Origin of the sequence: Maritimibacter sp. 55A14 (assembly GCF_003122205.1) — a bacterium.
In the GTDB taxonomy this organism is placed as follows: domain Bacteria; phylum Pseudomonadota; class Alphaproteobacteria; order Rhodobacterales; family Rhodobacteraceae; genus QEYE01.
In genome coordinates this window covers 1-7,411 of record NZ_QEYE01000043.1, presented here as the reverse complement: position 1 = coordinate 7,411, position 7,411 = coordinate 1, and the positions used below count along the sequence as shown (strand labels likewise).

The following is a 7,411-nucleotide window of genomic DNA, read 5'->3' as shown; positions in this document are numbered from 1 at the left end:
GCCGAAGGCTTTAGTTGGAATGGTGGAACCTAAACGTCAGGCGGCGGTGTAGATGCCCTCAGGCCCTGCTTGGTAGGCGTCAAAGATGTGACGGTAGAGGCTGTCGCACTTCCGGTAGAAAAGCGCCTCGTCATAGGCATCTGGCAGACCCCGGTCCAGCGTCACCTCGATGGCTTGTCGAACCGCGCCTCGCGCCTGCTCTTTTTTGGTCCAGTCGAGGACAAGCTTCTCATCCTTCAGTGTCTGCAGGAGCGACCTCGCCACGGCCTTGACCTGCTCACGTTGCTTCTTGGTCAACTCCGGTTCGGGCTTGGTTAGGAGGTCAAAGACGGCCTTCTCTTCCTCGGTCAGACCCTCACGGATGGTCTGCTGCTCTTCCTCGGATAAGTCCTCGGCTAGCTTCACCAACTCCCGGAAAAATGCCTCTATGTTTTGACTGCCGTTGTTGTAGCTGTCGATCAGCTTCTGGAAGCGGTCGAGGAAGTCAGCTCGTGTCGGGTTTCTGGCGACCATGGCGGTCAGCTTCTGGCTAAGCAGAGCGCGGAGTCGCTCGGCCTCGGTGCGTTGCTTGCCATTGTCGAACTTCGCTCGCAGCTTCTCGAAGTCCACTTGGCTGATGTCGATGACCTCGGGCGCTTCCGGTGTCTCGTAGGGGATCGGGGCAACCGAGCGGTCGAGCAGGTCTTCGACTTCCTGCATGATGGCGCTGATATCGGGCTTCGGCATAAGGGAACGGATGCGTTCGGCCAGCACCGAAATAAGAACCACATCTGCCGTGAACTCCGTGGACGCCCGATCCGGCAGGATGGCCTTGTAAACGCGGGAGACCGCCCGCGCCTTGCTTAGGAACTCACGCTTCGCCTCATCGGTATCGATCAGCCTCTCGACCGCATCCCCCAGCAGAGCGACCTTCTCCAGCCCCTGTGCCTGCTTGATTGCCGTAGGATCGACGCCGCGCTCAATCAGATAAGCCATGCTCGCGGCCACGATGTGCCGCAGGTACTCCACCAGATCGCTCTTGTCCCTGATGGGCGGTTCGGAGGAGCCAGTGTTGCCGCCCCCGTAGATCGCCAAGGCCTTCTGCAAGTTCCTAAAGACCCCGACGTAGTCCACGATGAAACCTGCTTCCTTGCCGGGGAAGTTCCGGTTCGCCCGTGCGATGGTCTGCATCAGCGTGTGGTTCTTCATTGGCTTGTCGAGGTAGATCGTCGAGCAGGACGGCACGTCGAAGCCAGTGATCCACATGGCGCAGACGAAGACCAGCCGAAGCGGATCGTCGGAGTCCTTGAAGCGCTCGTCGAGGTCTTCGTTCAGCATCCGCTTGCGGTGCGGGCGGATGTCCAGCCCCTTCTCCTCTAGTTCCTTGATCTCGTTCTGTCCCTGCGAGACCACGACCGCCATGTCTGTGGTCCGCATGAACTCGATCTGAGCTTCGAGAACGGGGCGATCTTCCTCACAGGCGGTCGCGAGGTTTGCTTCCAACTCAGTCCTGTAGGTCTTCCAGTGCGCCTGCACCTTGTCGTACATCCGCACAGCGGTCGCCTTGTCTATGCAGACCATCATCGCCTTGGCGCGGAGGCCACGGCCCACGAAGTGCCGCACAAGGTCGGCAGCTATAGAGTCAAGCCGATCATCGCGCGTGATCAGATGGAACTCTCGGGCGAATTCGCGCTCGACCTTCCGCGCATGCGCCTCGTCGAGGTCGGCCTCCTCTAGCAGTTCCTCTAACTCGTCACCCAGGGCGTCGTTTGTCAGCTGCAACTCGGGGATGCGGTTCTCGTAGTAGAGGGGAACGGTCGCCCCGTCGGCGATGGACTGGGCGAAGTTGTAGATCGAGACGTAGTCGCCGAAGACCTCCCGCGTCTTTTCTTCGCCCGCCATCAGGGGTGTCCCCGTGAAGCCGAGGAAGGCCGCATTGGGCAGGGCGTTGCGCATGTTCAGTGCCAACCTGTCGTACTGGGTGCGGTGCGCCTCGTCGGTCATCACGATGATGTCGCTCCGGTCGGAGAGCTTCGGATAGGCCGTGCCGTCGCGGGTGTTGAACTTGTGGATCAGCGTGAAGACGTAGCGGTGGTCAGCTTGCAGTAGTTCTTTCAAGTGCGTCCCGCTCTGGGCATGGACCCCGGCTGTCGTCACAGCGCCGGTTGCCGCGAATGTCTTGTAGATTTGCTCGTCCAGCTCTTGCCGGTCGGTCACGATCACGAAGGTCCAGTTACCCGACACCGTCCGCAGGATTTTCTGACAGAAGAATGCCATCGACAGCGACTTGCCGCTGCCCTGCGTGTGCCAGAACACCCCCAGCCGCCCGGCCTCGCCCTCGCGTCGCTCCTTCGACCGGATCACCTCCTCGATGGCCGCGTTGACGCCGAGGTATTGGTGGTTCTTGGCCAGCTTCTTGGTCAGGCCCGCTTTCGCCTCCTCGTAGACTATGAAGTTCTCCATAAGGTCGAGTAGTCGGGCCTTGGCGCAGAGGCCCTTGATCGCGGTTTCCAGCGATACAACGCCCTCCTCCCCCTCGTCGTTGATCCTCTTCCACTCATGGAAGAACTGCCACGGGGCGAAGGTGCTGCCGACCTTGGTGTCCGCCCCGTTCGACAGGATCACGAAGGCGTTCGGAGTGAACAGGTGAGGGATCGTGTCCCGGTAGTCGGTGAGGTTGTCGTCATAGGCGGACTTCACGGGAACGCTGAACTTCTTCAATTCGACCACCACGAGGGGGATGCCATTGACGAAGCCGGTGAGGTCCGGGCGGCGCCGATGCATGTCGCCCTTCACCCAGAACTGGGAGGCGAGGAGGAAGTCGTTGCCCTCCGGATCGCGCCAGTCGATGATCCGGGCGGTCTTGGTTTCCTGCCCGCCGCGCGGGGTCGTGACCTTGACCTTCACCCCGTCGCGCAGCAGCCCCCAAAGCTCTTGGTTGGCGTTGACCGGCACCATGCGGGCGCGGTCGCGGGCGACCTCTTCGACGACCTGATCAAGGGCGCTGTCGGGCAGTTCGGGGTTCAGGCGCTGCAGCGCGGCCCGCAGACGCGGCTCCAGCACCACCTGCTTCTCGCTCTCGCGTCCCTCGGGGGATTTCCCGCTGGCCCACTCGTGGTAGAGGTTCACCGTGTCCCAGCCCAGCGACCCGAAGAGCTGGATCGCGGGCTGCTCGATGGCCGCGTCCTCTCCGTAATCATGGGCCGTTTCGCTCGGTGTCACGTCGGATTGCCCACGTCGTTCGATGCCGATGCTTCTCTAAGCTGATCTATGTCGAGAGACCTGATCCGTTGTGAGAACGCGGCCCGGAGCTTCTGCATCTTCTCCCAGTACCAGCGAAAGTACTCGGGCCATCGTTCCGTATCCATCGGATCAGCCCCTTTCCATGTGAGGTTGATATCCCAAGCGATGTACTCCTCAAGTCGGCGCCATGTGAGTTCCTCGCCCATCTCTTTTTCGATTTCGGAGCGTTGACTTAGGAAGTGATCGAACACGATCTTCTCACCGTCGTTCGAGCATACTATGGAGGCTGAAATCCAGTGATCGCGGCCACCAGCGGACAGGTTGAGCGAGTACCCGGAACGTCCAATGCCAAAACTCCACCAGTAGTCCTTGCTGGGCGTGCGCCGCGAATATGATGGGTCTTTTTCAGCCAGGAAATCACCGAACGCCCCCCAGAACTCCATATAGCGTTGCTGGCGGTCTGACATGGCCGTTTCGCTGAGCCGTCGCGCCCGTTGTGTGACATGGCGGCTCCACTCGTTCGGCTTGGCGACGACGTGGAAATGTGGCGCTGCGGGGGATGATCCGATCTGGAACAACTCAAGTTCCACTGCGAAAAAGGAGAAGTCGTCAGGTGTGTGGGCGTTCAGCCAGTCCACAGCAGCCCGATGTTCTTCTCGGACCTTGGTCGACACCCATACGACCTTCACCGAACCATCAAGACCGGCAAGGTATGTCAGGATTTGCCCGAGATGCGTGTGGTCGGTCTGCTCTAGCTGGTTCTCGACAAGGATAAAGCCATCTCGGTCCCTCGCGATGATGTCAGCTGAGAAGTTACCCACCGAGTGCTCGGTGCCTTCGACTTCTGCATCTATGAAATGGAGCGCCTCGGCTAAGACCGTGAAATTCTCTTCCCTCGCAAGCCAGGGCGTAAAGTCCGTTGCCTCGTTAGACCAGGCGTCGCGAGCCGACAGGCGCTTCAGGTGATCTAGGGATACATGGCTCATTCCGCCGCCTCCAATTCAGCCTCCGCCCCGCTTACGTCGATCTCGCCCGAGACCAGCTTGGGCAGCAGTAGGTCGCGCTGGGCGCGGAGGTTGGCATTCTTGCGGTTCAGTGACTTCAAGGTGGCGAAGAGCGGCAGCACGAAGCCGTTGAACCTCGCCAGAAGCGCGTCGTCCGGTAGTGCCACCGGGTAGGACTTCAGCACCTTCCAGTCAGCACGGGGCATCTTGGTGCCGTTGGAGGTCTGGGTCGCGTGGTCCACGAAGGCATCGCTGGAAGCGCAAAGCGCAGCGAGTGCGAGGTGATCGGCTGAGTAGGCACGAAGCACGATGGTGTCCGAAGATGTGACACCGCCCAGCGGCGCAAGAACGACCTTGTGGAAGTATGGCCTGATCTTGCCGAAGAGGATGTCATCCTCGCGGAAGAGGAGCTTGGTGCTTTGGACGGTCGATGCTTCCGACCACTCCCGAAGCGTGATCGAACGACGCGGGATGTGTTCAAGGCCAACGTAGGGTGTGGATGGGTCCACGGCATAGGGCTGCACAGCATCCCGCCGGTCGTCGACTAATGCACCGAGATCAACCGCCCGCCACCCCTTCGGCAGGTCTCCGTCAAACTCCGCCGTCTCATGCCCGGGAAAGCGGAAGTGGACGAACCACTCCTCGTAGAGCCGCCGGGCCATCTCTTCGAGGATCGCGATGCGGCGCGTGTTATTCTCGATCAGGTCGTCATAGGCCGAGAGGATCGCGGCAATGCGCTGTTGGGTTAGGAGAGTGGGAATGAGGAAGTCGAACCGGAGCAGCTTGTCTAAGCTGAGGTTGTCCTGCGTCGTGCCAAGAGATGCGCTCTGCATCGCCAATTTCAGTGTGTCGAGCTTGTATTTGACGAACTTCGTATCTGCTACTTTGGGGTCGGCGACGAACCCGACCACGCTATCAGGAAAGCATCCAGGGATGGCCAAGATCGCACTTTCCGCGATGTTCGCTGCAATCGTTATGCAGAGAGTGCCGGGTTGCCAAAGCTTGCTCTGGGCTAAGCCGAGTTCGTTATAGGTCGCCTCATACTGTTGCAGATAGAGTTCAGCAGCTTTCACATCTCCGGTTTGGAAAAAGGGATACTGCCCCCCGTAGAGGCGCGGATCGTTCCTTGGCCTGTGCCGCGATCTTCCCCTGCCTACGAAGCCCAGTTGATCGAGCTTGAAGTCCCTCCACTCCTCCCTCAACGCAGGCCCTCCATCACAAGCGCCGCGTTCTCCGCGATCTGCTGCTCCAGCGCCGCCGCCTCGGTGTTGAGTTGCACCAGCTCCTCGTTCAGTTCCTCGAAGCGCTGGACTAAGTCCACGTCCTCGCAGTCCCGTGCAGTTGCTCCGACATAGCGTCCGGGGTTCAGGCTCCAGCCTTGCGCCTCGACCTCGGCCCGCATGGTGGCCTTGCAAAGGCCCGGCACGTCCACGTAGCCCTCGCTCAGCCCATGCTCGGCCAGCAACTCGGCGCTGCCCGCTCCGTTCTCAACCGAATCGCCCCGGTAAAGCCGCACGACATTCGACAGGAACTCGATCTGCTCGGGCAGGAAGTCACGATGAGCGCGGTCGATCTGGCGATAGATGGGCCGGGCATCGAGGAACAGGACTGTATCTTCCCGCTCTGTCCCACGTTTGCCCTTGTCGAAGAACCATAGGGTGCAAGGCAACGTGACCGTGTAGAACATGTTCGGCCCGACCGAAACGATGGCATCAACACTGCCATCCTCAATCAGCTTCTGCCTGATCAGCTGCTCTGACCCCCTCGCATCCCCAGCAGAGTTCGCCATGACGAAGCCCGCACGGCCCTGATCGTTCAGCGTCGAATGGAAGAGCTGTATCCAGAGGTAGTTGGCGTTGTCGGGCCTGGGAATACCATGGGGGAAGCGCCAGTCGCCCTCCAGTTCCTCCTTGCGGACGCCTGACACATTGAAGGGCGGATTGGCCATCACGTAGTCGAAGCCGCCGCGTTCGGAGAAGACCCTCGGGAAGAGTTGCTTGATGTCGGTCGCGTAGGTGTTGGCCTCGCGCACGTCGCCCGACAGGCCGTGGACGGCGAGGTTCATCTTGTTGAGGTTGACCGTTACCCGGTCCTTCTCGACCCCGTAGATGCTTATCTCACTGGTTGGAGTCCGCCCATGGCGTTCGACGAAGTCTGCCGAGTGGACGAACATACCACCCGAGCCACAAGCTGGATCGAGGATGCGGCCATGGTATGGCTCGATGATCTCGACGATCAGCTTCACGATGCTCTCGGGCGTGTAGAAGACCCCGCCCTTCTGGCCTTCCTTCATAGCGAAGTTGCCGAGGAAGTATTCGTAGACCTTTCCGAAGGCGTCCCCGGTCAGGTCGATAGGAGCGAGGAGGCGCAGGAGTTCCACCAGCACATCGTTGCCGAGGTCGGTATAGGTCTGCGGCAGCGCCCCGGAGAGGTCGGGGTTGTCCTCCTCTATGGTCTTCATGGCGTCGTTGATAGCTCGACCGATGTCGTCACTCTCCGTGAGTGACTGAAGGTGGCTGAAGCGCGCTTCAGGGTGGAGGAAGATTACCCCTTCAGCTTCGTAGTCGGCTTTGCTGATCTTGCGGCGGCTGCCCGACCCGACCGGTCCAATCCGTGCCTCAGCCTCGCCAAACCGCTTGTCGGCGTAGCGAAGGAAGATCAGGCCGAGGACAGGTGTTGAGAACTGCGAGGGTTTAAGGCCCGTGTTCGCCCAGAGCTGATCCGCTGCAGCCCACAGCCGCTTCTCGACATCACCACTGACCATGACCACTCCCAACTCGACCGGTTGCTCCAATAGGCGCCATCGTAGAGGGACGGGAAGGTCATTGTCGAGGTCCAGCGCATCCTGCTGCCATGGGGATCACAACCCTCCCTTCCGCCACGCCATCATCCTTCATGCTTCAGCTGTCGCTACCGGCAATTGGGGTCATGCCCTACATCCTCAGAGGAAGACGGGACAGGAGGGGGTGGTGGCGTCATCCACAAACAACAGCTGGTCGTGAAGGAGCCTCAGCCGGTAGCTTAAGGGCTATACTGCATGACTAAATGGAGAGAGGGGCTACGAGGACACAGTATGACGCGACAGCCTCTACCGTCACATCTTTGACGCCTACCAAGCAGGGCCTGAGGGCATCTACACCGCCGCCTGACGTTTAGGTTCCACCATTCCAACTAAAGCCTTCGGC

General features: G+C 60.3%; 4 protein-coding genes. All 4 read right to left on the bottom strand.

The window, feature by feature from the left end; translation table 11 throughout:
• Positions 1-36: 36 nt before the first annotated feature.
• Genes DDZ14_RS18855 through DDZ14_RS18840 form a run of 4 tightly spaced genes read right to left on the bottom strand, consistent with a single transcriptional unit; the run spans position 37 to position 6,990 of the window.
• On the bottom strand, positions 37-3,201 hold the full coding sequence (locus tag DDZ14_RS18855; RefSeq protein WP_109426523.1) for a type I restriction endonuclease subunit R: 3,165 nt from the start codon (positions 3,199-3,201) through the stop codon (positions 37-39).
• Positions 3,198-4,208: a DUF4268 domain-containing protein gene (locus DDZ14_RS18850; RefSeq protein WP_109426522.1), complete on the bottom strand. Its 1,011-nt coding sequence runs from the start codon at positions 4,206-4,208 to the stop codon at positions 3,198-3,200. Before DDZ14_RS18850 ends, DDZ14_RS18855 begins: the two co-directional genes overlap by 4 nt.
• Positions 4,205-5,428, bottom strand: coding sequence for a restriction endonuclease subunit S (locus DDZ14_RS18845; RefSeq protein WP_109426521.1), 1,224 nt, complete (start codon positions 5,426-5,428; stop codon positions 4,205-4,207). Before DDZ14_RS18845 ends, DDZ14_RS18850 begins: the two co-directional genes overlap by 4 nt.
• Positions 5,425-6,990, bottom strand: coding sequence for a class I SAM-dependent DNA methyltransferase (locus DDZ14_RS18840; RefSeq protein ID WP_109426524.1), 1,566 nt, complete (start codon positions 6,988-6,990; stop codon positions 5,425-5,427). The genes DDZ14_RS18845 and DDZ14_RS18840 overlap by 4 nt, the downstream gene beginning before the upstream one ends.
• Positions 6,991-7,411: the final 421 nt, after the last annotated feature.

Bases quoted from the DNA above. Each gene is read 5' to 3' on its own strand.
- DDZ14_RS18850 (WP_109426522.1), bottom strand. From the start codon at position 4,208: ATGAGCCATGTATCCCTAGATCACCTGAAGCGCCTGTCGGCTCGCGAC.
- DDZ14_RS18840 (WP_109426524.1), bottom strand. From the start codon at position 6,990: ATGGTCAGTGGTGATGTCGAGAAGCGGCTGTGGGCTGCAGCGGATCAG.